23 protein-coding genes are annotated in these 23,607 nt (G+C 54.4%); 16 read left to right on the top strand and 7 right to left on the bottom strand.

Annotated elements, in window-relative coordinates:
• Positions 1-13: 13 nt before the first annotated feature.
• The 4 genes from sixA to ACUN9X_RS13355 all read right to left on the bottom strand — a co-directional run bounded on the left by sixA (position 14) and on the right by ACUN9X_RS13355 (position 3,340).
• Entirely contained in the window at positions 14-472 is a 459-nt protein-coding gene (gene sixA, locus ACUN9X_RS13370) for a phosphohistidine phosphatase SixA (RefSeq protein WP_445473404.1), read from the bottom strand.
• A 48-nt stretch (positions 473-520) separates the two neighbouring features.
• On the bottom strand, positions 521-1,600 hold the full coding sequence (locus ACUN9X_RS13365; protein WP_260037490.1) for an NAD(P)H-dependent glycerol-3-phosphate dehydrogenase: 1,080 nt from the start codon (positions 1,598-1,600) through the stop codon (positions 521-523).
• Positions 1,601-1,665: 65 nt separating this feature from the next.
• Complete coding sequence (locus ACUN9X_RS13360; RefSeq protein ID WP_260037492.1) at positions 1,666-2,154, bottom strand: STAS domain-containing protein; 489 nt, start codon at positions 2,152-2,154, stop codon at positions 1,666-1,668.
• A gap of 1 nt (position 2,155) precedes the next feature.
• The gene (locus ACUN9X_RS13355; RefSeq protein WP_445473403.1) at positions 2,156-3,340 is read right to left on the bottom strand and encodes a PP2C family protein-serine/threonine phosphatase; all 1,185 of its coding nucleotides are present in this window, start codon (positions 3,338-3,340) and stop codon (positions 2,156-2,158) included.
• Positions 3,341-3,478: 138 nt separating this feature from the next.
• Here ACUN9X_RS13355 and ACUN9X_RS13350 point away from each other — a divergent pair, with 138 nt between their 5' ends.
• On the top strand, positions 3,479-4,945 hold the full coding sequence (locus ACUN9X_RS13350; RefSeq protein ID WP_445473402.1) for an HD domain-containing protein: 1,467 nt from the start codon (positions 3,479-3,481) through the stop codon (positions 4,943-4,945).
• 12 nt (positions 4,946-4,957) lie between these two features.
• On the opposite strand, the gene ACUN9X_RS13345 is transcribed toward ACUN9X_RS13350, so the two are convergent.
• On the bottom strand, positions 4,958-6,016 hold the full coding sequence (locus ACUN9X_RS13345; RefSeq protein WP_445473475.1) for an NAD(P)/FAD-dependent oxidoreductase: 1,059 nt from the start codon (positions 6,014-6,016) through the stop codon (positions 4,958-4,960).
• Between the two features lie 250 nt (positions 6,017-6,266).
• Here ACUN9X_RS13345 and ACUN9X_RS13340 point away from each other — a divergent pair, with 250 nt between their 5' ends.
• The 10 genes from ACUN9X_RS13340 to ACUN9X_RS13295 all read left to right on the top strand — a co-directional run bounded on the left by ACUN9X_RS13340 (position 6,267) and on the right by ACUN9X_RS13295 (position 14,826).
• A complete protein-coding gene (locus ACUN9X_RS13340; RefSeq protein WP_445473401.1) occupies positions 6,267-7,211 on the top strand; it encodes an acyl-CoA desaturase in 945 nt (314 codons plus the stop codon).
• A 1-nt stretch (position 7,212) separates the two neighbouring features.
• Positions 7,213-7,683 carry a nuclear transport factor 2 family protein gene (locus tag ACUN9X_RS13335; protein ID WP_260037503.1) on the top strand — a complete coding sequence of 157 codons (471 nt, stop codon included), beginning with the start codon at positions 7,213-7,215 and terminating at the stop codon, positions 7,681-7,683.
• Entirely contained in the window at positions 7,680-8,477 is a 798-nt protein-coding gene (locus ACUN9X_RS13330) for an SDR family NAD(P)-dependent oxidoreductase (RefSeq protein WP_445473400.1), read from the top strand. Before ACUN9X_RS13335 ends, ACUN9X_RS13330 begins: the two co-directional genes overlap by 4 nt.
• Positions 8,474-9,736, top strand: a complete 1,263-nt coding sequence (locus ACUN9X_RS13325) for an NAD(P)/FAD-dependent oxidoreductase (RefSeq protein ID WP_260037507.1) — start codon at positions 8,474-8,476, stop codon at positions 9,734-9,736. Before ACUN9X_RS13330 ends, ACUN9X_RS13325 begins: the two co-directional genes overlap by 4 nt.
• A gap of 2 nt (positions 9,737-9,738) precedes the next feature.
• On the top strand, positions 9,739-10,632 hold the full coding sequence (locus ACUN9X_RS13320) for a DUF1365 domain-containing protein (protein ID WP_260037509.1): 894 nt from the start codon (positions 9,739-9,741) through the stop codon (positions 10,630-10,632).
• Positions 10,620-11,879, top strand: coding sequence for a class I SAM-dependent methyltransferase (locus ACUN9X_RS13315; RefSeq protein ID WP_445473399.1), 1,260 nt, complete (start codon positions 10,620-10,622; stop codon positions 11,877-11,879). The genes ACUN9X_RS13320 and ACUN9X_RS13315 overlap by 13 nt, the downstream gene beginning before the upstream one ends.
• The gene (locus tag ACUN9X_RS13310) at positions 11,876-12,397 is read left to right on the top strand and encodes a DUF2878 domain-containing protein (RefSeq protein WP_445473398.1); all 522 of its coding nucleotides are present in this window, start codon (positions 11,876-11,878) and stop codon (positions 12,395-12,397) included. Before ACUN9X_RS13315 ends, ACUN9X_RS13310 begins: the two co-directional genes overlap by 4 nt.
• Entirely contained in the window at positions 12,394-13,200 is an 807-nt protein-coding gene (locus ACUN9X_RS13305; RefSeq protein WP_445473397.1) for a hypothetical protein, read from the top strand. Before ACUN9X_RS13310 ends, ACUN9X_RS13305 begins: the two co-directional genes overlap by 4 nt.
• A 159-nt stretch (positions 13,201-13,359) precedes the next feature.
• The gene (gene xthA / locus ACUN9X_RS13300) at positions 13,360-14,172 is read left to right on the top strand and encodes an exodeoxyribonuclease III (RefSeq protein WP_445473396.1); all 813 of its coding nucleotides are present in this window, start codon (positions 13,360-13,362) and stop codon (positions 14,170-14,172) included.
• Positions 14,173-14,199: 27 nt separating this feature from the next.
• Entirely contained in the window at positions 14,200-14,826 is a 627-nt protein-coding gene (locus ACUN9X_RS13295) for a TetR/AcrR family transcriptional regulator (RefSeq protein ID WP_445473395.1), read from the top strand.
• 45 nt (positions 14,827-14,871) lie between these two features.
• On the opposite strand, the gene ACUN9X_RS13290 is transcribed toward ACUN9X_RS13295, so the two are convergent.
• Positions 14,872-15,318: a phasin family protein gene (locus ACUN9X_RS13290; protein WP_260037519.1), complete on the bottom strand. Its 447-nt coding sequence runs from the start codon at positions 15,316-15,318 to the stop codon at positions 14,872-14,874.
• Between the two features lie 572 nt (positions 15,319-15,890).
• On the opposite strand from ACUN9X_RS13290, the gene ACUN9X_RS13285 reads away from it, so the two are divergent.
• From ACUN9X_RS13285 to gabT, 5 genes are all read left to right on the top strand, one after another.
• Positions 15,891-16,763: an MBL fold metallo-hydrolase gene (locus ACUN9X_RS13285; RefSeq protein WP_445473394.1), complete on the top strand. Its 873-nt coding sequence runs from the start codon at positions 15,891-15,893 to the stop codon at positions 16,761-16,763.
• Between the two features lie 69 nt (positions 16,764-16,832).
• Positions 16,833-17,261, top strand: coding sequence for a TIGR01244 family sulfur transferase (locus ACUN9X_RS13280; protein WP_445473393.1), 429 nt, complete (start codon positions 16,833-16,835; stop codon positions 17,259-17,261).
• A gap of 16 nt (positions 17,262-17,277) precedes the next feature.
• A complete protein-coding gene (locus ACUN9X_RS13275; protein ID WP_445473392.1) occupies positions 17,278-19,029 on the top strand; it encodes a SulP family inorganic anion transporter in 1,752 nt (583 codons plus the stop codon).
• 128 nt (positions 19,030-19,157) lie between these two features.
• Entirely contained in the window at positions 19,158-20,249 is a 1,092-nt protein-coding gene (gene hemH / locus ACUN9X_RS13270) for a ferrochelatase (protein ID WP_260037525.1), read from the top strand.
• Between the two features lie 160 nt (positions 20,250-20,409).
• Entirely contained in the window at positions 20,410-21,690 is a 1,281-nt protein-coding gene (gene gabT, locus ACUN9X_RS13265; RefSeq protein WP_260037527.1) for a 4-aminobutyrate--2-oxoglutarate transaminase, read from the top strand.
• Between the two features lie 88 nt (positions 21,691-21,778).
• On the opposite strand, the gene ACUN9X_RS13260 is transcribed toward gabT, so the two are convergent.
• Entirely contained in the window at positions 21,779-23,560 is a 1,782-nt protein-coding gene (locus ACUN9X_RS13260; RefSeq protein WP_445473391.1) for a bifunctional diguanylate cyclase/phosphodiesterase, read from the bottom strand.
• Positions 23,561-23,607 lie beyond the last annotated feature (47 nt).

Genomic DNA, 23,607 nt, shown 5'->3' with positions numbered 1-23,607 from the left:
TGGCCATTCAGCGTCAGGCAATGAACTGTGATTTTAGATCACCGCATCCCGGACCAACGATAGGTAAATCAATCACCACCGCTTGGCTGGTCATAAAGGGAATGCCGCGACGATGGCCATCAACCAGCAGCGTTGATAACGCCCCCACCAATGGCATATGGGAGACGATCATCAGCGTCTGCGCCGGATCTGAAAGCTGTAAAAGTGCATCGAGACAAAGCCCGGGGTCATCGTCGGGTGTAATAAAGGATTGGGTATCGACTGCCCGGATATTCAATACTTCAGAGACGATTCCTGCCGTTTGCTGCGCTCTCACCAATGGACTGCACCAAATGACAGAGGGGCTCCACTTCGACTCGGCAATATCCCGTGCCACTTTAGCGGAAGCCATTCGCCCGGCTTCGGTAAGTTCACGCTCCTGATCCAGCGTATGCCAACCTGCTTCTCCATGCCGCATTACAATCAGCTTCACGATATCGCCCTCTGAATCCGTCCGGATTGCAATTATATCAATACGTTATCAGGAATTTGTGCGAGGAAGTATGAAGTCCACATCCGAGTTCTGGACAGCCATCATCAGCCCCTTGATTACTGTACCTATGTCTTCGCTTCCATACAGAATATCGTAGAGCCCGCCAACAAGCGGCATGGGCACATCCATTTCTTCACATTTTTCCTTGGTCAGAAGCAAGGTGCGAATACCCTCTGCCACCTGCCCCAACTCCGCAACGGCATCATCCAGCTTCTTGCCCTGGCCCACAGCATAACCAATGCGAAAGTTACGGCTCTTGGAGGATGTACAGGTAACGATGAGATCGCCAACGCCCGCCAGCCCCATAAAGGTCATGGGATTGGCACCCAGCGCAACGGCGAAGCGGCTCATTTCTGCAAGACTGCGGGTTATCAGCATGGATCTGGCGTTCTCTCCCAGATTGAGAGCTGATGCCAGTCCAGCGACGATCGCATAGATATTCTTTAATGCGCCGGCGAGTTCAACGCCATACACATCGACATTGGCATACACGCGAAAGTAGCGGCAACCCAGCAGAGACTGGGTCAGCGTGCGTACATCCGGTTCGGTGGAGGCAATAACGCTTGCTGTGAGGTCTCTGGCTGCAATCTCGGATGCCAGGTTAGGCCCGCTCAGCACACCGATCCGCGTCTGCGGAATTTCTTCCTGCAGGATCTCGCTCATCAGCTTGAAGCCGTCTTTCTCAATACCTTTGGTCAGACTGACAACCGCCTGCCCCGCCTCAAATGCCGAGGCGTGCTCGCGGATGACCGAGCGAAACGCCTTACTGGGGATGGCCACGAAAACCGCCTCGGCGCCCTGCACTGCCTCTCGGAAATCAGCGGTAGGCAGCACATCACCTTCTAATTTTACGTCCGGCATATAGCGGGCGTTGATACGAGTGTCGCGCACCTCAGCTACCTGTGACTCGTTGCGCATCCAGAACCGGACACTATGGCCGTTTTCTGCAAGCACCTTGGTCATTGCGGTACCAAAACTGCCACCGCCGAGCACCGCAACCTGTCGGCTTACCGTTTGATTTGGAGCTACGGGTTCAGCGCGTTGTTCAGACGTATTTTTTTCGGACATGACTGTACCGTGATGATGGATTCAGTGTCGTTCGTCGGGAGCGGGGTGCGATTGAAGGAAAAACTCTAGAGCTCTTCGCACTCCAGCGCACGTACGAGATTCTTGAATTCTTCGCGATTATGACTGTTCAGCCCCATCAGAACCCGATGAGACTCGAGGACTTTGTCCCTGACCTGCTTTTCGCTGGCGCGAAGAACAGGGATTTCCTCAAGCTCTTCGATTCTTGAGGCAGGTTCTCGCAGAATGATAAAGATTTTGTCGAAACCCATGGTCGCGATAATGCGGGTGACGTCCGGGTTTGTGGAAATCAGGGTAGGAAGGAAATGTGACCGTTTTTCTGCAGCCATGGCAATTTTGGCCAGCAAGCCCAGCGTGGTGCTGTCTATGATATCGGTTTCCGTGAGATCGATGACAACGGTCCGGAACTCCGGATTACTGGTCATGGACTCAACGAGACTATCCAGCGTTGAACACAGGTTCAGCCGAATCTCGCCAATAAACTTGAGGACATAGATGCCCTGTTGTTCAGCTTGCAGTATTTTGTAGCTTGACATCTCAGCTCGCCACGACATCCGTAACCGTCACAATAGCAATATCATCCGGCAATTCTGTGATCTCATCGAGAATAAGAGCATCACTCAGGGAGGCGATAGTGTGACGACCTCCGGTGACGAGTTCAAGTAGTCTGCTCTCCTTTTCATCAAGGCTTTTTGCCTTAATGACTTCAAGGATCCCGTCAGAAAACAGAATCAGCCTGAATGGGCCTTCAAGCTTCATTTCATATGTCTCCCAGGTCGGCTCTTCAAAAAGCCCGACAGGGAGACCGGCCCCTTCCAGAAAATGGCAGTTGCCCGCCGCATCGGCAATGATCGGCATCGGAAAATGCGCGCCCACGGCATAGGTCAGAGTGCGGGACGAATGGGTAAAAATCCCGACAAACACGGTCAGGTGCTTGCCTAAACCGGTATCGAGCAATTCAGCGTTGATTCTTTCCAGAAAGCGGTCGGGATGCAGGATATCCTCGCTGGATCCGCGCCGGATATTGCGTTGTAAACGGTTGGTCAGGTTTTTCAGCAGCACAGTGACGAAAGCAGAGCTTGCGCCATGGCCCGAGACATCTGCGATGTAAACCAGCGTGCGATCATCGTCGAGCCGGAAGTAATCGAGAAAATCACCACTGAGGTAAAGAGAGGGTTTGATCAGGTGGTCAAACTCGAGCCCGCCGATATCGACTTTGTGATCGGGCAACATCTTGAGCTGAACCTTCCGCCCTGCCCGCTGATCGGCTCTCAATTCCGAGATGCCGGCACGCAGTTCACGGTTGGCATCTTCCAGTTCGTGCCGATACACCTGGTTGAGCCTGTTGACCCGAACCCGGTCAAATAGCTTGGCGAGCACATCTTCCAATGTGCCTTTATCACGGAACGGTTTCACCAGAAAATCCGCAGCGCCGGCTCTTAGCGCCGATGTGACCTGCTCAGCAGTGGACGCCAAGTGGCACACAACAACCGGCACGACGTTTTCTTCAGTATTCAGGCGATCGACCAGCGATTCAATTTCCGCGCCGCTGACATCTGCAAAAATGGCATCCGGCCATTTCTGGTCGAGTTGCAGGCTCGCGCTCTTGATATCGCTGTGAAGACTGACATAGAAACCTTTTGATTCCAGAAAACGCGTCAGCTCAGCCGCTGACTGTTGATCTGGATCAATAACAAGAATGCGCTCAGTGCGCGATCCCATGTGTACAACCCCCAACTACCTGAAGATGCGACAACAAATGGTCGCTCTATTCGCTATTCTGGCACGGCGGTGTGATATAACAAGCCTGCAGATGCAATGATCTGTACAGCGAAACCGCAAGGGGGAGAAATCCAAGGCATGCGACGCGCAATTGACGACCTACTCGGGGCCTACGACAAGCTCATTATGGACCCGGTACATGGCGGCATCCCATTGTACCGCCATGAGATTCAGGTGATTGACCATCCACTTTTCCAACGCCTTCGCAATATCTGCCAGAACGACATTCTGAGCCTGGTATTCCCGGGCGCGACCCACTCCCGTTTTCTTCACAGCATTGGCGTCATGCACGTCGGGAGCCGGATGTTCCGCTCCATGATCAATGCCTACCTGCGCGAGCGCCAATTGAGCAGCCAGGTCACACTTACCATGACCCAGCTGGATGCCATCGATTATCTGGCGAAAATTATTCGCCTCGCCTGCCTGTTGCACGACAGTGGCCATTCCAGCTTTTCGCATCAATTCACACAGGCTGCCAAAATTCGCGATCTGATGGCCCGGCCCGGGCGCTTCGAAGATCTGTGGAAAGGCGTCGATACCGGTACTATCTATCCGGAAACACCGACAGAATTGGAACACGAGCATTATTCGGTCAGAGTCGCGTTCGATGTGCTCAACAGCCTCAATCTTGACGATGCCGGACTTCAGCGCGATGACGTGCTGGGCATTATGGAAACCACTTCCGTCACGCCGTCTGAGCGTTTCTGCCAGCACGCCGAGACCTTCTGGGCCTTTATTGCAGGCGCAGACGCCAATGCAGGCGCTCTCCAAACCGCCTCAACTCCCCGGCTTGTGATGGACCTGCTGTCATCAATTGTGTCGGGTGAGATTGATGCGGACCGTGCAGACTATATGTTGCGGGACGGTTTCCACTCGTCCGTAACCATTGGCGGGTTCAACCTCGACCACCTTCTGAGCAACCTGCGCTTCGGCTGGACAGTGGATGAACCCTGGCTCGGGCTGGCCATCACTCAAAAAGGGCTGGGCGCACTGGAAGACTTTGTTTACAGCCGCTATCAGATGTACCGCAAGGTTTACGCCCATAAAACGGCACTGGGCTTTGACTGGTTGCTGCGCGAGGCTATCAACGAAGTACTGGCGGATCCCGATACCTTTGAATGGGTTGATCTCTGCCTGAGTGACATGTCCTATTTTGCCGATCTGACCGATAACTTCTTCTGGGAAGCCTTCCGGCGAAAAGCGCGCAAACAGCCTGAGAGCTACTCAAAGTGCATTGTCGACCGGGTAAAACTTGAGCATCTGGATACCCGGGAGAATCTCGACGCTGACGCTCAGAAGGCACACAGGGCATACCTTGCAAGTGCACTGGGGACTGATGAATCAGATGTGGTCACCTGTACCATGCGCGCCCGCTTCTCAAATATTCAGGACAACTTTAACGGCATCAAGGTGCTGATCAGCGAGCCGGTTACCCGCCAGCGCGCGCTGAAGCGCATAACCGATGTCAGCGCCTTTTTCACCAAATTCGAGGACGGCACCATTACGCACTTTTATCAGCGCCCGTCGCTTCTGCGACAGCACTGAATCAAATCATGATCATGTCATCCCTCCGGGGCTTGAGAGGCCGAGCATGGCCTCCACAAGCCCCTGGGCACTGGTAAACGCGCCCTCAACACGCCCTGCCGTCAGCCAATCCCCGCAAAGCCCGATTCGTTCACTATTGGACCAAACGTGCCCAGGCCCTTCCCCGGCAAATCCTGTTTTGGCGTAGAGCCAGCGATGGGTAATCAACTCGGTGACGTCATCCGCCAGCCCGGGGCTGTCCACTGCCATGGCGAATGCGCTTAGCAGCTCGGTTTTGACCCACTCCGGATCGGCATCCCGGAACTTTTCTGACCAGTCGGCCCTTGCATGCAGTACCCACCATTCGCCATCACCATCGCGTCCCGGTTTGCTGGAATTATTGGCCGCCCACTGCAACGCTGCGTGGTTGAAACTGAACCCGTCAGCCTCTGCGCGGGCCCCTTTCGGGAAGTGGACGATTAGCGCCCAGCATGCTTCCAGTGGCAAGCCCTCGAACACTGCCGCTGCCCCCGCAAGTTCGATGCCGGAGTTTTTAAGCAATGTGTCTGTCTGCACGGGAGGCGCGGTAATAACGACATCGTCGTAAACGCCAAGCTCGGCACCCACCGTGTCGACCAGCCGCCATCGGGAATCAGTTGTCGATTCAAGCCGCTCAACCCGCTTCGAACAGCGGACATCCAACCCACGGGACAGTGCCCGGGTAATGGCCGACATTCGAGGCACGCCGACATAGCGCGCTGCCGCTCTCATGGGTTCCCAACCCTTGTCAGCTCGCTGATAGCGAAGACGCGCGCTCCACTCCTGAACACTGGGCTGATTGTCGTCGTCGACCGCAAATCGACCCAGAAACTCGCGAAAGTCGGGATTCCTGATGGTGAAATACTGAGCACCAATATCCACCGCACCATCAGTAACCCGTTTCGACGCCATGCGGCCGCCCGGACCTCGCGCTTTATCAAATAGCGTGACATCACACCCATGAGCCCGCAGAAGTTTCCCCGCGGATAAACCAGCCATACCTGAACCAACAATGGCAACGCGACGTATCGCTGGTGTGAGGTTTCTGTTCATTGTCTTATTAGTCGTTGCCATGAGCGTTGATGCATCCAAACAATTGGTTTCAAACGTATAACCAGTGGTATCGAGGTGCTGACGGGAATAATCGTCAATTTGCGCAAGTTTAATGCTGAGCCGCCTCGCGCCAGATGCCATCTGTTGGCGGTTGAGGCTAACAATAGCCGGGGTCCGGGTGGAACGAGAATCGAACCTCAGCGGATCCAGAGTAACAGTCGATGTCCCAATTTTGGAGAAAGGCAATTCAATGACTCGAGTACAGCATTGGCTACACAGCGTGCAGAGATGGTTCGATTCCGAGGCCCATTCGGATCATCTGGATACTGACAGTCGGCGGTTCAATGTCGTGCGGGTTCTACCCTTTATCGCCCTCCACGCCGTTTGTTTCATGGCGATCTATACCGGTGTCAGCGCCTTCGCCGCATTTTTTGCGTTAGGTTTTTTCCTGGTGCGGATGTTTGCGATCACCGGCTTCTATCACCGCTACTTTTCCCATAAAACATTCAAGACCAACCGGTTCTGGCAGTTCGTTTTCGCCGTTATCGGCACCAGTGCCGCGCAACGGGGGCCCTTGTGGTGGGCGGCTCATCACAGGCATCACCACCAGCATTCAGATTCTCCGGACGACCTGCACTCACCTCAGCAGAGTGGGTTCTGGTGGGCGCACCTGGGCTGGTTTACCTGTGATGCGGGATTTGCCATGAATGAAAATCGTGTTCGGGACTGGCTGAAGTTCCCCGAGCTGCGCTTTATTAATCGGTTTGATGCGCTGATTCCCGCTCTCACTGTTGCTCTTATCTACCTGCTCGGTGAAGCACTGGCAACCTGGGCGCCGGGCCTTGGCACCAACGGACTACAGTTAGTCGTCTGGGGGTTCTTTATCTCAACAGTGGCATTGTTTCACGCCACTGTTTCGATCAATTCGCTCGCTCACGTCTGGGGGTCGCGCCGGTTCGATACCAACGATGACAGCCGCAACAACTTCTGGCTCGCACTGATCACACTTGGCGAGGGTTGGCACAACAATCATCACCGTTGGCCGCTGTCCGCCCGTCAGGGATTCCGTTGGTATGAGATCGACGTGACCTACTATGTTCTCTGGACGATGCAGAAGCTGCGCATCATTCACAGCCTCAACGAGATCCCGGACAACATCAAGAACGAAACCCTCGCCCGTGACAGGAGGTCATGAGATGAACGCATCAGAGCTTGATTTACACGGGGCGGAGAAAGTCACGGCATTACCGAACTGCCTTGAGCGATTCACCCGCCTTTTCAACCAGATGTCGTCTGATCATCTCGGCGACCTGGAAGGCGTCTATCACAAAGATGTCCGGTTTACAGATCCATTCACAACGGTCGGCGGACTGACGGCACTTAAACAGTATTTCGAAGGTGCCTACAGCAATGTGATCAGCTGTCATTTTGAATTTTCCAAGCCGATAGAGAATGGGGCTGAAATATGCCTGCCCTGGATAATGACACTCCAGCATCGACGGCTTAAAGGGGGCGATGCCATCACAGTGAATGGCATCAGCCACCTTGTCATAACCGATAACCGGATTATCAGCCATCGGGATTACTTCGATGCCGGTGAATTGCTGTACGAAAATCTGCCGGTTCTCGGCGGTGCCGTTCGCTGGTTACGGAAGCACGCATCATGAGCACTCCCCGTGTACTGGATTTTCAGGCAACCGTTTGGATTACCGGGGCCACCTCGGGTATCGGTTTGCACCTGGCACAGTCACTACTGCGAGACAATCATCGAATAATCGCAACGGGCCGGCGCCTCCAACCGCTGCAGGAGTTGGCCAGCGAAGCACCGGAACGCGTGACTATTGCCGTCGCGGACACGACCCAACCTGATGACCTCGAGAAAACCCGAACCCTGTTTCGCGAGCAAGCGCCTGTTCAAATGGCGATCCTGAATGCCGGCACCTGTGAGTACGTCGATATTGCCCAGTTTGATGCCAGCGTGATTGAGCACAACATTACAACCAATCTGATCGGCACAGCCCGTAGCGTCGAAACCGTGCTCCCCGCTTTACGCAAAGCACGTCGGGCGGGGTTACCTGCCCACCTTGTGATCGTCAGCTCATCGGCCTGGTGGTTTCCTTTTGGTCGAGCTGAGGGCTATGGCGCTTCGAAAGCGGGCCTCACCTATTTTGCTCATGCCTTGCGGGCCGATCTTGCCGCCGAGGGTATTACCGTGACCGTGGTATCGCCCGGATTCGTCAAGACACCCCTGACCGATCGAAATGACTTTCCAATGCCCTTCATGGTGACAGCCGAGGACGCAGCCAATCGCATTCTCAAGGGTTTAAAGAAAGGAAGGACTGAAATTCATTTCCCGAAACGATTCACCTACACGCTGAAGGCGCTGAACCTGCTACCTCAATGCTGGATCGACAGCCTGGCTGCGCGCATGACCCGAAAATCACAGGAAACCGATGAATGACTGATCGCCAACGCATCGCCGTTATTGGCAGTGGTATCTCCGGGCTGACTTCCGCCTGGCTGCTCGCTGACCAGCATGATGTGACACTTTTCGAGGCAGCTGATTATGCCGGCGGCCACACCCATACCCGGCATGTTGAAATCGATGGCACACGCTGGCCGGTGAACACCGGTTTTATCGTGTTCAATGACTGGACCTACCCCAACTTCATCAAACTGATGGAGCGGCTTGGCGTTGAATCGGAAGCCAGCGAGATGAGTTTCAGCGTGCAATCAGCCGACTCGGGACTCGAGTACAACGGCACCAGCCTGAATACGCTGTTCGCCCAGCGCCGCAATGTGTTTAATCTTCCGTTTCTCAATATGATCAGGGAAATTCTCAAGTTCAATAAGCAGACACGGGCAGATCTTGCCGCCGATGCGCTGTCCGCCACCGAGACCCTTGGTGAGTACCTTAATCGCAACGGGTTCTCTCGTTACTTTCGCCAACACTACATTGTGCCGATGGGCGCCGCGATATGGTCAGCACCGGAAATTGTGCTCGAACAATTCCCGGTGCGTTTCTTTCTGCAGTTTTTTAATAATCACGGCATGCTTTCGGTTGATGACCGGCCGGAGTGGCGGGTTATATCCAACGGCTCCGCGCACTATGTGTCGCGAATGATGGAAAAGCTTGCGCCGCTCACCCGCCTCAGTACGCCGGTGACCCGTGTTGTCAGGCACACCGGGCATGTTGAGATTGAAGTAGACGGTCACATTGCCAAATTCGATCAGGTGATTTTTGCCTGCCACAGTGATCAGGCGCTGTCGTTGCTGGACGACGCCAGCCCTGAGGAAACCGCAATTCTTGGCGCAATCGGCTATCAGGATAACGACGTAGTACTGCACACAGACGTCAGCCTGCTACCGTCAAACACACGTGCCTGGGCTGCATGGAACTATGCCATTCCTGCGCACGCCACCGAGCCGGTATCGCTGACCTACAACATGAATATCCTGCAGAATTTCCATACCGCGCCCGAAACTTTCTGCGTCACCTTAAACAATACCGCGGCAATTGATCCCTCCCTGATTATCGAACAATTCAGCTACGCGCACCCCGTGTTTACGCTTGACGCGGTGGCAGCACAGGCACGCTATGACGAAATCGGCGGGAAAAACCGGACACACTTCTGCGGCGCCTATTGGTTTAATGGATTCCACGAAGACGGCGTGCGCAGCGCGTTGCGGGTCACGCAAGCATTCGGGATCGGGATCTAGCCATGCCGACACCCAGCACATTCAGGAGCCAATGGCTCAACGGGCGAGTGCGTCACCGCCGCATGCATCCGGTCAAACATGAATTCACTTACAACACCGGCATGCTGGCACTTAATCTGGATGAATGGTCAAGGGTCCACACGCGCAGCCGACTTTTCTCCCTCGAACGTTTCAACTGGCTATCACTGGCGCGCAAAGATTATTTCAACCCTGACCACACAGACCTGAAAACCGCCATCATCGATCAGGTTGTAGCCGCAACAGGCTGGCAGCCTGACGGCGACATTGAGCTGATCACCAATCCCCGCTATCTCGGATTCTCTTTTAACCCGGTCAGTTTTTACTGCTGTTACCGGGCTGGTGAGCATGCGATCGAAGGGGCTGTGCCTGAAGTCATTGTCGCCCAGATCACCAATACGCCCTGGTTTGAGCGTCATGTTTACTGCCTTCAGGGCGCCGCTGTGTACGAGAGCAGCTCAGGCTGGAAAAGCCAGCGCTACGATTTTCGTAAGCGGTTTCATGTTTCACCCTACAACGGGATGGAACAGTCCTACCGCTGGATGTTCAGTTTTCGCGGCAACCAGATTCGCATCCACATGAATGTCTACGAAGAAGGTATCAAGCAGTTCGACGCCACGCTCAACGTGCACCGTATGCCTTTTACCCGCCAGTCCGTCAGAGACCATGTCAAAGCGTTTCCACTCGAATCTCTCAAGGTAGCCGGCGGCATCTACTGGCAGGCGCTCAGGCTCAAGTTTAAAGGTGCCAACTTCCAGACTCATCCGGACAAACTTGATCGGAATTCACCGGCGTTTCGTATGGGTCATCAAGATAATGGTGAACGGGTTGATACCCGCACCCCTGACACAGGCAAGGTGAGTTCATGGAGAACCTGAACGCAGTACAGTCCGGTCAAAAAGAGTCTGCCAGCAGTCACTGGGCGCGCCGGATCGTGTTTAAGCAGTTGTCCCTGCTGCAGTCTGGACGCCTCAGAGTCGTTGAGTCCGGTCTTGATGATCGTGAATTTGGCGATGGGGACAACCAATATCCAGTGGCGGAGATCCATGTAAGCGATGCCTCAGCCTGGCGCGACATTCTCACTGGCGGCAGCATTGGTGCTGCTGAATCCTACGTGGCCGGGGACTGGACAACTCCTGATCTGACGGCTCTGCTCCGCTTCTTTACCCGCAACATCGATCGCATGAATGCGTTTGAAGACAGGTTCAGCTGGATCACCAAGCCCGCCTTGCGAGGGCTTCACTGGCTCAACCGCAACAGTAAAACCGGTTCGCGCAAGAATATTGAGGCCCATTACGATTTGGGCAATGCCATGTTCGAACTGTTTCTCGACCCCACCATGATGTATTCGTCCGCCATTTACCCGGAAGTAACATCGTCACTGGACGAAGCGGCCGTATTCAAGCTCGACCGGATCTGCCAAAAACTTGATCTTGGGCCGACCGACAGCGTGATCGAAATCGGCACCGGCTGGGGAGGCTTCGCGATCCACGCGGCCAAACACTACGGCTGTCAGGTCACGACGACCACTATTTCCCGTGAACAGTATGATCTTGCTCTCGCCCGTATCGAAGCAGAGGGACTGACAGATCGGATCACCCTTCTGTTCGATGATTACCGCGACCTCAAGGGGCAATACGACAAGCTGGTGTCGATCGAGATGATCGAAGCGGTCGGCCCACAGTATCTGGACAGCTATTTCGAGCAAATCAGCACACTGCTTAAGCCTGACGGACTGGCGCTTATTCAGGCGATCAATATGCCCGAGCAACGCTATGACCGAGCGCTTAAGAATGTCGACTTCATCCAGCGCTTTATATTCCCCGGCAGCTTTATCCCCTCGTTTGGCGCCATATTCGAGTCTGTCAGAAATGGTACAGACCTGGTGCTTTCTGCATCGGATGACTTCGGTTTCCACTATGCCCGCACACTGAGGGACTGGCGCGAACGATTCCTGGAAGCCAGAACGCGGATTCAGGCATTGGGGTATGACGATGCTTTCATCCGGCTCTGGACTTTCTACTTCTGTTACTGCGAGGCAGGGTTTGCTGAGCGCGCCATTGGCGTCTCCCAGATCGTATTTGCCAAGCCGGGAAATCAGCTGGCGCCGTCCGTCTCCCCATGATCAGCAATGAGTTAGGGCGCAACATCGTCAATCTGATTCTGTTTCAGGTCGGCTGGATTTATTGTGCGATGGAGACCAGCTTCACATCCGGCATCGTGGCGTTTGTTTTCGTCGTTGTGCATCTGACGCTGGTCAGCCAAAGGCGAAAACAGGAAGTGCTATTCATCGCCGCTGGCACAGCCCTGGGATCGTTGCTAGACGGCATCAACCTCAACGCGGGAGTGCTGGAGCATCCGGCACAACCGGCCTGGACACCCCTTTGGCTGGTTGGGCTCTGGGCCCTGTTTATGACAACATTGCCCCATTCGCTGGCCTGGCTGGGTAAAAAGCGCTGGCTGCTTTTCATCTTTGCACCCATTGGCGGGCCGTTTGCCTACTGGAGCGCGACACGCCTGGGAGATACCTCCTTTCCCGACCCCACTGTCAGCCTGCTTGCGCTGGCTGTGGGCTGGACGATCGTGCTTCCGCTTCTGTTCACGCTCAAGCGTGGAATAATGCCGGGGACCTCTGCCGCATGACACACTATCGTCGTTCGAAACCACATGTCACACCTGTCCTGGCTTTGGCTGTTATCGCCGCGGCCAGTAGTTTCTCGCCGGTGACCTGGGCTCAGGATAACGCAGACAACGCCGTTTACACTTTCTCCGGCACAGCGACTGGTGTGGAGAATCAGGAGGCGATTTATACCGAAGATCATCAGGTCACCGGGAGCTGCATCAATAACGTCTTTCAGCCCCTTGAACGCCAGGTGACCTACCGTCGCGCCGATGAAGCAAAAACCGAGCTGGCGACAAAGACCATGCGCTATGATCAATCTCCGCAGCGCCCGTCCTACACTTTTGATCAGCCCAACGTTGGCGAAAAAATCAACGTCAGAAACGAGAATGACAAACAGCTTCGGATCAACGCTGACATGGGCGAGGACGACAAAAAAGCGTTTGAACTGGCGTTGAACGACCAGGTTGTCGTGGATGCCGGCTTTCTCTCGCTGATACGCCAGCACTGGCACGCGCTGAATGCAGGCGAAGAGGTGTCGTTTGAGTTTCTGTCGCCCACTCGCGGTAAAACCTATGACTTTATCGCCGAACCGGTATCTGACAGCCGCATCGACGTGACACTCGCCATCAAGATCCGTCCTGCAGGTATGTTCCTGAACTGGCTCGTTGATCCGGTTTTGCTCGGGTTTGACGACGAAGGCCAATTGACGGATTACATTGGCCTGAGCAACATCCGTAAAAATTCGGAATCTAATTACGTCGTGCACCTCCAATACCAGTCAGCCGACCTCCCCTGTGCATTGATCTCCCCGAAACAACCCTGACGCGCCCGGGGGATTTGCCACCAGTTCACAGGATGCAATCAGATCGCTTTGAGTGCAGCGGTGCTGTGATAGACTTCACGCATCACAGCCGCTGCCATTTATAGCCTTTTGAGGTTGCAGCGCCCTGCAGAAACGCGCACAAAGGACTCATCCCGTCTCATGAAAGTCGTCTCCTTCAACGTCAACAGTATCCGCACCCGTCTTCACCAGTTACAGGCGGTTATCGACACCTTCGATCCTGACTTTATCGGGCTTCAGGAAACCAAGGTAAGGGATGAGGAATTTCCCGTTGCTGAAGTTGAAGCCATGGGATACCAGGTTCACTTTCATGGGCAGAAAACCCACTACGGCGTCGCCCTGCTATCAAAGCAAACAGCAATCGACGTTCAGAAGGGTTACCCCTGGGACAATGACGAAGCCCAGCGCCGTCTCATCACCGGTCGATTTGAAATTGACGGTAAAAAGCTGACCATCATCAACGGTTACTTTCCCCAGGGCGAGAGCCGTGATCATCCGACGAAGTTCCCCGCCAAGCAGAAATTTTATGCTGACCTGAACCGCTACCTTGATGAAGCCACGACGGCCGATGAAGCCGTGATTGTCATGGGCGATGTGAACATTTCATCAACGGATCTTGATATCGGGATCGGCGCAGACAACGCAAAACGCTGGCTACGTACCGGAAAGTGCAGCTTTCTGCCGGAAGAGCGTGAGTGGATGGCCAAACTGGAAGCCAAAGGCCTGACTGATGTATTCCGCCACCTGCATCCAGACGAAGCCGATACGTTCAGCTGGTTTGATTACCGCAGCAAGGGTTTTGAGCGCGAACCCCGCAGAGGTCTTCGAATCGATCTGATCATGGCCAGCGATTCACTTCTGCCGCTTGCGACAGCCGCAGGCGTCTCCTACGACATTCGCGCCATGGAACGGCCGTCTGATCACTGCCCGATCTGGGCCGAGTTCAGTCTTTGATCGTGATCGCCCAACAGGACTGACAGGATGAAGGTCAAAACCCGCGACAGGATCATCGATGCCAGCCTTATGCTGTTCAACACGGTGGGTGAGCCCAATGTGACAACCTTGCTGATTTCGGATGAGCTGGATATCAGCCCGGGCAATCTTTATTACCACTTCAAGAGCAAAGGTGACATTGTCTCCCAGCTGTTTGACGTTTATGAAGCTGAGATGCACGACCTTCTGGTCGTGCCGGAAGATGTCGATATCTCACTCGAACAGCTGGGCATTTTCCTGCATTTGATATTTGAAGTTATCGCCCGGTACCGGTTTCTGTACCAGGATCTGGTCAACGTCCTGTCCCGGTATGACAATCTGCAAAATCGCTTTCGCAAAATACTGAAGCTCAAACGCAAAGCCTTCCAGACCTTGTGCCAAAGCCTGTCGGACCAGCAACTCATGCCCATCAGCAATACCCAGCTTGATGCCCTGTGCGAGCAGCTCGCGTTAACCATCAGCTATTGGGTGAGCTTTGAAATGCTGTCCCATCTGGAAGATAAAGACAGAGTCGATCTCGGCAGGGGCGTGTTTCAGATGATCACACTGATTCAGCCCTATCTTGTGGAAGACGCCCGCGAACAGGCTGCCATGATGGCGGAGGAATACCTTTAAAGCGGTGATGGCGGAACCCGCAAGTGTGATTCCGCGGTCTCAGTATTACTTTTTCTGTTTACGAATGGATTTCAGCTCGGCTTCAAGGGCTTCAATGCGCGCTTCGAGCGATTCGATTTCTTCCTTGCGATGAATCCCCAACCGCCGTAAAGCTCCCGAAACACGCTGATCGAACAATCCCTCCAGGCGGTCCCAGGTGCCCGTTGCACGCTCTTTTACGTCTTCAACTCGCCCTTCGACATTTTTGACATGCCGCCCCACAACACCCCGGGTTTTGTTCTCGAGCTCTTCGCCTTCATTCACCAGGCGCTCAAAGAACTTTCCGGCGTCTTCTTCCGCCTTGGTGTAGGCGCCCAGTCCCGCGAGCCATATCTGGCGCGCAGACCCTTTAATCTTGTCTGCAAGCTGAGCATTGTTCTCAGACGATTCACTGTCGGTTAATTGATCTGTGATGTCTGAATGATCGGTATCACGCTTCTTGTCAGTGCTCATTTGCCTGTTACTCCGCCGGCCAACTATTGGGCATTAAACGCTATGGGGATAATGCCCTCCATTGTATTACATCCTCGACGACGTTTCAGCGACAAGGCGGCCCCTTTACACTGATTGAACACTCTGCCGATCCAGCACCAAAGCTCGGATTTTTGCTATCCAAACCTGCCCGGAAAATAGCGGCATTACAGGCACTTGAAAACATCGGTTCCCCAGCGCTATAAAACAGAGCCACTTAGAAGAAAATGTTTTCAATTCGGACATGTAAAAACTTGTGATGCTCAAAATATGATCAATACTCAAAGTGCTGGTATCCCTGCTGATACCAGTTGTCTGGAAGTCTTTCATGGATACTACTCGCACGCCTCTACCCGGCCACCCGTGCCGGGCTTTTTTCTGCCCTCTGAACTAAAGCATTTCCCCGGGTTCGACTTCGGTTTACACTTTGTTATATGAATAGATCTTTTTTGAATAACTATTCAGAAAGCAGCGCAGACACGTGATATCGTCAACCCGTACACAGTTAAGCGGTCACGTGAATAACTCATTTTCCAGGTAAGCATGAGGTGAACATGACCCACCAACCTCAAGTCACACCGTTTTTGCATGAGGATACCCACACCTTCAGCTATGTGGTGAAAGACCCTGCGAGTGAACATTGCGCCATTATCGACTCGGTGACTGACTTTGATTACGCCGCTGGAGGGGTCACCTTTGGCTCAGCAGACACGATTATTGAATGGGTGAAAAGTCAGGACCTAACTGTCGATTGGGTGCTGGAAACTCACGTCCATGCTGATCATTTATCTGCCGCCCCCTATATTCAGGCAGCACTGGGCGGCAAAACCGGTATTGGCGAACATATCTGCGCGGTGCAGTCGGTTTTCGGCTCAACATTCAATGCGGATTCGGCATTCCATCGCGACGGATCGCAATTTGATCACCTGTTTAAAGACGGTGATCAATTCCATATCGGTCAGCTGAAAGGCACGATTATTCACACGCCGGGCCACACGCCAGCCTGCCTGACCTATGTATTCGGTGACGCGGCGTTCGTGGGTGATACGCTGTTTATGCCGGACTACGGCACAGCCCGCTGCGACTTTCCCGGTGGAGATGCCGCAACGCTCTACGAGTCGATCCAGAAGGTGCTCAGCCTGCCAGATGAGACCCGTTTGTTTCTATGTCACGACTACGGCACTGCGGAGCGGCCGGCGCTGTCATCCGAGACAACGGTTAAAGCCCAAAAGCAGTTAAACGTTCACGTACATGAAGGCATCAGCCAGGATGCATTTGTATCCCTTCGCGAGGAGCGTGACAGAACACTGGGAATGCCCCGGCTTATGCTACCTTCGGTTCAGGTAAACATGCGTGCCGGCCATATGCCGGAGCCCGAAGCGAACGGCGTGCGCTACCTGAAAATTCCGCTCAATTGTTTTAACTGAATTTCCATTGCAGCGAGCAAGGATTCAATGCGCTGCAAACCTTTCGGACCCGAACTGAGGAATTATTCTATGGATATTCGCAAACTCGACGACACCCTGTCGGTGTCCCCGCAAGTGACCCCAGCAGATGTTGAACAGATCGCCAAAGCGGGTTTCCGCACGCTGATTTCAAATCGCCCTGAAGGCGAAGGCGCAGACCAGCCGGCAACAGACGAATTAGCAGATGCAGCCCGCAAACATGGGCTCGACTGGGTTTACATGCCTGTCGCCCCCGGCAATATCACGGATGCAGACATTGCGAACTTTCGCCAGTTTCTGGAAAGCGCGGCAGGCCCTGCACTTGCTTTCTGCCGTACCGGCACACGCTGCACCAAGCTCTGGGCCTTCTCAAATGCCCAGCGTGGCGATATCGATGCTCTGCTCCGGACCGCCGGCGCCGCAGGTTACGATCTGACCGATCAGCGTGAGCGCATGGTCGGCCTGGCAAACACGCGCTGAGGAACAAGGCCTGGCAATGAGGCGAAAGTTACAGGCGCTCCTACCGCCCCTGAGCTGGCTGGCGCATTATGACACCCGCGCCTTCGGGCGCGATCTGCTCGCTGCAATCATCATGACGGTACTGGTGATTCCGCAGTCGTTGGCCTACGCGATTCTTGCCGGAATGCCGCCGGAAGCCGGCCTGTATGCCAGCATTCTCCCGGTAGTGGCTTACTCGATCTTTGCCAGTAGCGCGACACTGGCCGTTGGCCCGGTGGCCGTTATTGCGTTGATGAGCGCAACCGCAGTAGGCGAAATTGTCAGTCAGGGGATTGCAGGATACGCCGCTGCGTCAATGATGCTGGCGTTGATATCCGGCGTGATCCTGGTTGCAATGGGCGCATTCAGGCTTGGGTTTATCGCCAACTTTATCAGCCATCCTGTCATCTCCGGCTTCATCTCGGGCTCGGCTCTTTTAATCATCATCAGCCAACTCATGCCATTGCTCGGGATTGACGGCGGCGGTCGGACATCAGTTGAGATGGTCACCACACTGGTAACCGGGTCCGGCGATGTTGATCCGGTAACAGCGATTATCGGCGTCTGCAGCATTCTGTTTCTGTTTCTCGCAAGCAAATATGCCGCCAAAGGCCTCTCCGCAATCGGTTTACCCGGCGCCGCTGCGCTGACAATTGCCAAGCTTGCCCCCATGATCGCAGTGATCGTCTCAACGCTTATCGTGGCTGTCAGGGGCTTGTCCGATAATGGGGTGGCCGTGGTTGGCCAGGTTCCCGGCGGGTTGCCCGCACTGGCAGTACCTGTATTCGATCTGGCTCTCTTTGAGGCACTTTTACTACCCGCTGCGCTGATCAGCCTGATTATCTTTGTTGAATCCACCGCCATTGCCCATCGACTCGCATCGAAGCGTAATGAGCGCGTCAATCCCAATCAGGAGCTTGTGGCGCTTGGGGCTGCCAATATTACGGCCGCGATCGCCGGAAGCTTTGCAGTGGCCGGGGGGTTCTCAAGGTCAGCGGTCAATGCCGCCGCCGGGGCCCAGACTCAAGTGGCAGGCGTACTTACCGCATTGGGCATCGCACTGGTGACCTTATTGCTGACGGACTGGCTCTATTACCTGCCCCGGGCAACGCTTGCTGCCGCGATTATTGTCGCAGTCAGCAGTCTGGTGGACATTCGTGCTATCCGTGCGGTTACGCGTTATTCCCGTGCCGATGGAACCGCACTTGTGATCACCTTGCTGGTCACCGTTTCGGTGGGTGTAACGCCGGGTATATTGTCCGGTATCGGGCTTTCACTGCTGCTGTACCTCCACCGCACCAGCCGCCCCCATACAGCGGTGGTTGGCCGTATCGCGGGAACAGAGCACTTCCGTAACATCTCACGCCATCAGGTAGACACCGTCCCGCATACACTGATTCTCAGAATCGATGAAGGGCTGTACTTTGCAAACGCCCGCTATCTCGAAGACCAGATTGCACAAGCGATTGAGCACCATCCCGACGTCAACAACCTGGTGCTGATGTGCACCGCCGTAAATCATATCGATACGTCAGCCCTTGAGACACTCGAAGCGATTAACACCCGCCTTGAAGCATCCGGCGTCCGCTTTCACTTGTCTGAGGTGAAAGGCCCGGTGATGGATCGTCTGCGGCAGAGCGATTTTCTGGCTGAACTTTCAGGTGAAGTGTTCCTTAGTACCTACGACGCATGGAAAGCACTTTGCGAATCGAACAGGTCGTCTGTTGCAAGTAATAGCGCAAACACTTAAAAAACTAATCCTTTCAGCCCAAAATGACGTAATGTCTGCATCTGCAATGATGTCTCAGAGGCTACGTTTTAACATCACGTCACTTAATCCGACGTTGTACCACGCTCAATCTGTTATGGAAGTTGAACATGCATTATCGGGGACCTGCCGGATTCAGGCATGAACAGGCCGAAAAAATCGGCGTACTCATCACCAATCTCGGCACGCCGGATGCGCCTACATCGAAGGCCCTGCGTCGATATCTGAAGGAGTTTCTGTCAGACCCGCGTGTAGTCGAGGTACCGCGTTTTTTGTGGTGGCTCATTCTCAACTGCGTCATTCTGGTCTTCCGGCCAAGACTTTCCGCCAAGGCCTATAGCAAGGTGTGGCAGGCCGAGGGCTCGCCCCTGCTTTTACATACCGCACGCCAATGCGAGCAGTTGAGGCAAACGCTTACCAAGACTCATGGTGACAAGGTCGTGGTCGCTTTTGCGATGCGCTATGGCTCACCTGCCATATCAACGGTACTGGAACAATTGCAGCGCGAAGGCGTGACAAAACTGCTGGTTCTGCCTTTGTATCCCCAGTATTCAGCCTCCACATCCGCCTCGACTTTCGACGCCATTGCAGCCGACTTTACCCAACGTCGCTGGCTGCCGGATTTTCGCTTCGTCAGCCACTATCATGACTATCCTCCCTACATCGAAGCGATGGCGACACATATTCGCGCGCACTGGGATAAGCATGGGCGGAGCGACAAACTCATCCTGTCTTACCACGGCATCCCGAAAAAATACCTGCTCAACGGCGACCCATACCATTGCGAGTGCCATAAAACATCGCGACTGCTGGCTGAATGCCTTGGTCTGGATCCAGCCGATTACAAAACAACGTTCCAGTCACGGTTTGGTCGCGAAGAGTGGCTGACGCCCTATACCGACGAGACCCTGAAAGCCCTGCCGGAACAGGGCGTGAAATCGATCGATGTTTTCTGCCCCGGCTTTTCCTCGGACTGTCTGGAAACCATTGAAGAAATCGACGAGGAAAACCGCGGTTACTTCATGCAGGCCGGCGGCCAGAAATTCAGCTATATCAGCGCGCTTAACGCCGAGCCTCACCACATAGCGGCACTGGCGCAATTGATCGAAGCCAACCTGCGGGGCTGGTCAGTACCGGAAACCCGTGACGTGGCGCTACAAGCCCGTGCAGCGCGGGCTAAAAGCCAGGGCGCAGCTATATAAAGCGTCGCCATTAACGCTATACGTCGGGAAGAAATACCGGTATTCAAAAAAAATTGCTCTGAAGGGTGGCAATGTCCTGCCTATAACCTCTAAGTTATATCTACAACGGTTACTCGTGCGAATGGGCGTCTGCCCCGGCATATCAACCAGGAGAAGACTTATGAACAACGCTGAACTTCAGGCTCTCAAGGAAAAATACGTCGCTGCCGGCGCAGCCAGTCCGAATACGCAGTTCGCCGACCGCGCGGAGAACGCCCAGATCTGGGATGCAGACGGAAAGCGCATGATTGATTTCGCCGGCGGTATCGGTGTTCTCAATATCGGCCATCGCCACCCGAAAGTGGTTTCGGCGGTCAAGGCGCAACTCGACAAAGTTATGCATACCTGCCAAACGGTCATGCCTTACGCGCCATACGTTCAGCTCGCGGAAAAGCTCTGCAAAATCTCCCCTGTCACCGGTGACAGCGCCAAAGCCTGCATGTTTAACGCCGGTGCAGAAGCACTCGAAAATGCCGTCAAGATTGCGCGCAGCGCGACAGGTCGCCACGGCATCATCTGTTTCGACGGCGGCTACCACGGCCGCACTATGATGACCCTGGCCATGACGGGCAAAGTGCTGCCCTACAAACACGATTTCGGCCCAATGCCCGGCGGCGTTTTCCGTGCGCCCTTCCCCGTGCCCTACCATGGCATTACCGAAGAAGACTCTCTGGCCGCACTCGAAATGCTGTTCAAAACCGATATCCCGGCGAAAGATGTGGCCGCTATCGTGATTGAAGTGGTTCAGGGCGAAGGCGGTTTTTACATCGCGTCACCCGGCTTCATGCAAGCGATCCGTGCGCTATGTGACGAGCACGGTATCGCCCTGATCGTTGACGAAGTTCAGTCCGGCTTTGGCCGTACCGGCAAGATGTTTTCGGTTGAACACTGCGACGTGAAACCCGACATCATGACCATGGCCAAAAGCATGGCCGATGGCATGCCGATTTCCGCGGTTGTCGGCAACGCAAAAATGATGGATTCGTCCGGCCCGAACAGTCTTGGCGGCACCTACAGTGGCAACCCGCTGGCCTGCGCTGCAGCACTTGCAGTGATGGAGGTCTTTGAAGAAGAAAACATACTCGAGCGTAGTGTGGTGTTGGGCAACAAACTGCACCAGCGTCTCACGCACTGGCAGGAAGAGTTCGAGCACGTTGATAATGTGCGCAACCTCGGCCCCATGGCAGCATTCGAATTTGTCACCGACAAGAAGTCCCGCAAGCCGGATGCCGCAATGGCCGGCAAACTGTCGAAAATGGCCCAGGAAAAAGGACTTATCCTTCTCACCTGCGGCCTCTGGGGCAATTCAATCCGGGTGCTGATGCCGGTTACCATTGAGGACGACATCCTCGAAGAAGGCCTCGGCATTATTGAGGAATGCCTGAAGGCGCTCCACGGCTAACGGCATCAAGTCAATAATTACCGGCTTTGCAGCGGGCTCAAATGCCCGCTGCATCCATTCAGCTCCACGCCTTTAACCTTTCCGCGATCTAAGCGCTACCCGCCAGCTTGTTAGCAAATGCCAGATTTTCGCTAATACCTGACTGATTTAACCTGGTCACATGAACACGATCAGCCTTCAGCTTTGCCTTCCCTTTTGCTTCAGTACTGATACTCGCCAGGCCCGAAATCGATAATTCAGATTCGTTATCAACATGGACGATGCCGGCAGACAGCGAAATCAACGGAAATTCCTTCAGCGCGCCATCACGATCAACGGCAGTTACCTTTCGGGCATCACGGATATTCGCCGGATATCGGCTACGTGCCTCTGCTTCAAACCGGGCCTGTACTTCGCGGCAGATTTCCACGACGTGTTGGCTGCAGGAAAAGACCACGAAATCATCACCACCAATGTGGCCAACGCAGTCCGTTGGCGCACAAAAGGCATCAGTCAAATGTTGAGCCAGTGACAGAATCAGCTCATCGCCCAGACTGTAACCAAGAACATCATTAAACGGCTTGAAATGGTTAATATCGAAATAAACACAGGAGAACGGCCGAGCATACTGCAACCGCCATTCTGATTCCTGCTGAATCATTACGTTGCCCGGAAGCTGACTGAGCGGATTCGCATGTCGGGCTCGATCGACGCGCTGGCGAGTCATCATCTTAAGCAAGGTTCGTGTCGAGCCAAGTCCAAGATAAAGATCATTCTCGGTAACAACAAAATGTTGTTTCAGATAATAGAGATCGTCTTCAAGTAATGACTGGCTCACGGCTTCCAACGACTCATCACGGCCCACCACGAGCGCATCGTGCCCCATCAGTGTGGTGACCGACTTCTTTTCATTTAAAGCGCGCCCATAAGTGGAGCTGAACACCTCCATCACCCGCCATTTGTGAAGCAACCCCACTGGCCGGCCAGTGTCCACGACCGGCAAGGCAAAAATAGATGGCTCCGTCTGTAGCCTGCGCCAGGCATCACCAAGCGTGTTATTTGGCGACAAAGGTTCAATAGGCTGGCTCAGAAGGCCTGCATTTATAACCCGCTCATGACGGGGCCTCTCGAAAGCCGGGCCAATTGCATCCAATACGGCCGCGGGAAACGGGTTGGGGCGACCCACCAGAAAGCCCTGGATAAGGTTGATGCCCATTGAACGCAATAGTGAGAGTTCTGCTTCGGTTTCCACGCCCTCCGCAATCAACTTGCAACCCAGCCGCTCACATAGATTGACGACCGAACGCACAAACTCCTTCTTGACCAAGTCCTTGTGGATATCGCTGATGAAATGTCGATCGACCTTAACGTAATCCGGTTGAATTTCATGCCATAGCTTTAACCCCGAGTAGCCAGAACCGAGATCATCGATCGCGATCTGGAACCCTCGCTTCTTCAGGCTTAACAGGCTGGCTTTCAGCGCGTCCGCGTCGACAACCGGATACCGTTCAGATAGCTCGATGACCACTTCCGTTGGACGAATACCATGGGCCGTCAATAAATCTTCAAGGCGCCGCTCCGACAGGTTCTCCGGTAAAAGTAACCCTGGCGACACATTCACGAAGACTGGCTGATTCATGCCATTTCGAAGGCAGGTTCTGCCGGCCTGATGGAGGCAGACGCGCTCCAGCGCTTCAACCTGCCCGCACTGCTCACCTGCCTGGAATAACGCGGGCGCTGCATGCAAAGGGCTATCGGATGGGCCGCGCGTTAGCACTTCGTAGCCCACGACTATGCGCCGCTGGCAGTCGACAATAGGCTGAAATAATGTCGTTACCAGCTGCCCGTCGATAATGCGTTGCAACTCTCTCGCCTGATCGCCTGAAGTCATCACATGCCTCCGAAACTGAGCGAATGCCTGGATTCCCCGTTCTCCGT

The organism is Marinobacter sp. V032 (assembly GCF_052645435.1).
The sequence above is the reverse complement of the archived record's forward strand: the minus strand, read 5'-3'. Positions and strand labels throughout refer to the sequence as shown.

Bases quoted from the DNA above. Each gene is read 5' to 3' on its own strand.
- ACUN9X_RS13365 (WP_260037490.1), bottom strand. From the start codon at position 1,600: ATGTCCGAAAAAAATACGTCTGAACAACGCGCTGAACCCGTAGCTCCA.
- ACUN9X_RS13360 (WP_260037492.1), bottom strand. From the start codon at position 2,154: ATGTCAAGCTACAAAATACTGCAAGCTGAACAACAGGGCATCTATGTC.
- ACUN9X_RS13355 (WP_445473403.1), bottom strand. From the start codon at position 3,340: ATGGGATCGCGCACTGAGCGCATTCTTGTTATTGATCCAGATCAACAG.
- ACUN9X_RS13350 (WP_445473402.1), top strand. From the start codon at position 3,479: ATGCGACGCGCAATTGACGACCTACTCGGGGCCTACGACAAGCTCATT.
- ACUN9X_RS13345 (WP_445473475.1), bottom strand. From the start codon at position 6,016: ATGAACAGAAACCTCACACCAGCGATACGTCGCGTTGCCATTGTTGGT.
- ACUN9X_RS13340 (WP_445473401.1), top strand. From the start codon at position 6,267: ATGACTCGAGTACAGCATTGGCTACACAGCGTGCAGAGATGGTTCGAT.
- ACUN9X_RS13335 (WP_260037503.1), top strand. From the start codon at position 7,213: ATGAACGCATCAGAGCTTGATTTACACGGGGCGGAGAAAGTCACGGCA.
- ACUN9X_RS13330 (WP_445473400.1), top strand. From the start codon at position 7,680: ATGAGCACTCCCCGTGTACTGGATTTTCAGGCAACCGTTTGGATTACC.
- ACUN9X_RS13325 (WP_260037507.1), top strand. From the start codon at position 8,474: ATGACTGATCGCCAACGCATCGCCGTTATTGGCAGTGGTATCTCCGGG.
- ACUN9X_RS13320 (WP_260037509.1), top strand. From the start codon at position 9,739: ATGCCGACACCCAGCACATTCAGGAGCCAATGGCTCAACGGGCGAGTG.
- ACUN9X_RS13315 (WP_445473399.1), top strand. From the start codon at position 10,620: ATGGAGAACCTGAACGCAGTACAGTCCGGTCAAAAAGAGTCTGCCAGC.
- ACUN9X_RS13310 (WP_445473398.1), top strand. From the start codon at position 11,876: ATGATCAGCAATGAGTTAGGGCGCAACATCGTCAATCTGATTCTGTTT.
- ACUN9X_RS13305 (WP_445473397.1), top strand. From the start codon at position 12,394: ATGACACACTATCGTCGTTCGAAACCACATGTCACACCTGTCCTGGCT.
- xthA (WP_445473396.1), top strand. From the start codon at position 13,360: ATGAAAGTCGTCTCCTTCAACGTCAACAGTATCCGCACCCGTCTTCAC.
- ACUN9X_RS13295 (WP_445473395.1), top strand. From the start codon at position 14,200: ATGAAGGTCAAAACCCGCGACAGGATCATCGATGCCAGCCTTATGCTG.
- ACUN9X_RS13290 (WP_260037519.1), bottom strand. From the start codon at position 15,318: ATGAGCACTGACAAGAAGCGTGATACCGATCATTCAGACATCACAGAT.
- ACUN9X_RS13285 (WP_445473394.1), top strand. From the start codon at position 15,891: ATGACCCACCAACCTCAAGTCACACCGTTTTTGCATGAGGATACCCAC.
- ACUN9X_RS13280 (WP_445473393.1), top strand. From the start codon at position 16,833: ATGGATATTCGCAAACTCGACGACACCCTGTCGGTGTCCCCGCAAGTG.
- ACUN9X_RS13275 (WP_445473392.1), top strand. From the start codon at position 17,278: ATGAGGCGAAAGTTACAGGCGCTCCTACCGCCCCTGAGCTGGCTGGCG.
- hemH (WP_260037525.1), top strand. From the start codon at position 19,158: ATGCATTATCGGGGACCTGCCGGATTCAGGCATGAACAGGCCGAAAAA.
- gabT (WP_260037527.1), top strand. From the start codon at position 20,410: ATGAACAACGCTGAACTTCAGGCTCTCAAGGAAAAATACGTCGCTGCC.
- ACUN9X_RS13260 (WP_445473391.1), bottom strand. From the start codon at position 23,560: ATGACTTCAGGCGATCAGGCGAGAGAGTTGCAACGCATTATCGACGGG.